Below are 1,759 nucleotides of genomic sequence, written 5' to 3' on the forward strand. Positions count from 1 at the left end.
GTCCATGCCGGTGGTGGGCTCGTCGAGTACGAGCATGGGCCGCTCCCCCACCAGCGCCGCGGCGAAGCAGGCGAGCCGGCGCTGGCCGCCGGAGAGCTTCTTCAGCGGGCGGCCGGCGATGGGGGCGAGCCCCAGCTCGTCGAGGACCGCGTCGCGCTCGGCGCGGGCCGTGCGCAGATCCAGGCCGCGCAGCCGGCCGGTGGTCTCGGCGGCGAGGGCGACGGTCAGCTCGTCCAGGGCGCTGGACTCCTGCCCGAGGTAGCCGATCAGGCGGGATGCGCGCTCGGGGTGGCGGACCAGGTCGTGGCCGAGGAGCTCGACGCTGCCGCCGTCGGGGCGCAGCAGGCCGGTGAGCTGGCGTACGAGGGTGGACTTGCCGGCGCCGTTGGGGCCGAGCAGCCCGAAGATCTCACCGCGCCGTACGTCGAGGTCGACGCCGTCGCTGGCCCGTATGGCGGGCGCGTCGGCGGCGCCGCGGCGGCCGCGTGCGGCGGGATAGGTCTTGACCAGACCGCGCACGGTGCACACCGCGTCGCCCGTCACCTCGCCGCCGGAGCTCCGCTCCGCCACTCTCGCGCCCGTCCTCACGAGCTACGAGGGTACGCGCCCACCCGCCCCACCCGCGCCGCGGGCCCCGGCACCCCCGCTGCGCGGGAGCCCGCTTGCGCCCACCCCCCGGCCGCCGCCCTGTGGCACGCCGCGCCGCTCCGCGGAGCCCGCCCAGTTGCGCCCTGCCCCCGTGTCGCACCCGGCAGCCGTCGCCCGGGGGCGGGCCCGCCCCTGGAACGCTCCGCCGCGCGGGTCCGCCGAGCACGGCCCCGTACTCGGGCCACCGCCCGTCACCGCTCAGGCGCGCAGGTCCGCCCGCGCGCAGCGCCCGTACGCGGGCCCTGCCCCGCACCCCGCCGCCGGAGCGGCCAAGCCGACTGCCTCAGCCGGGCCGGTACGGCCGGTGCACCCGGCACGGCCGAGGCGTCCGGCTGGGGACGCTCAGTCCCCGGCCGGTGAGTGCTCGGCGGTCGTGCGGGAGTCGAGTTCGCGCCAGAAGCCGGCGCGGATCGCGTAGCGGTCGTGTTCGTCGATCTGGTCGTCCTTGTGGGCGAGGAGACCGAAGCGGGCGGCGTAGCGGAGGAGTTCGCCGTCGATGCGGTGCGGGATGCGGGGGTATTCGGTGGAGATCAGCTGGAGGTGCGAAGTGTCGGAGAGGCGCTCGGTCCAGCGCCGCGCGAAGACCTGGCCGACCTCGAAGGGGTCGCCGCCGACGGTGGTGATGTCCTCTTCCCGGTCGGCCCAGCGCTGCTCGGCGCTGGTGAGCTGGGCGAGCGTGGGCAGGGCCGCGGTCTCGGAGGGCTCGCCGCCGCCCGGTCCGGAGCTCCGCTCCACCCAGCCTTTGTCGGAGGACCACCGCAGCGTGGCGCTGGGGACCGGCTGCTGGACCGGCGGGGAGCCTGAGCCGCGCCCCGGCCCGAGGCCGGCGAGGTCCTTGGGGGTGGGCACGCCCGTGGGCATCCCCGTGGGCGCCGCCTTGCCGCCGGCCGGCTCGGCGACCGTGGAAGGGTCCGGCCGGGACCGCGGGTCGCCGTCGGCGGGGCCGGCCGGCGGGCCCGCGCCGTTGCGCTGGGGCGTCCGCTCGACCGTGCCGTTGCCCGAGACGGCCGCTGCGGCGGCCGCCGTCTCGGGGAGCGGCGCGGAGAGGATGGCCGCGATCTCCGGACGCGGCACCGGCGGCGGCGCGCAGGCCCCGCTGAGCTCCTTGGTC

Annotated in this window: 1 protein-coding gene and 1 pseudogene; both read right to left on the reverse strand. The window is 78.1% G+C overall.

Annotation, left to right across the window (positions count from 1 at the left end; genetic code table 11):
* On the reverse strand, positions 1-528 hold a 528-nt coding region (locus tag ACFU99_RS42695; RefSeq protein ID WP_384403923.1), incomplete at its 3' end, for an ABC transporter ATP-binding protein.
* Positions 529-990: 462 nt separating this feature from the next.
* A pseudogene (locus tag ACFU99_RS42700) lies at positions 991-1,759 on the reverse strand (NYN domain-containing protein); the annotation flags it as partial.

Origin of the sequence: Streptomyces sp. NPDC057654 (assembly GCF_042800135.1) — a bacterium.
Taxonomy (GTDB): Bacteria; Actinomycetota; Actinomycetes; order Streptomycetales; family Streptomycetaceae; genus Streptomyces.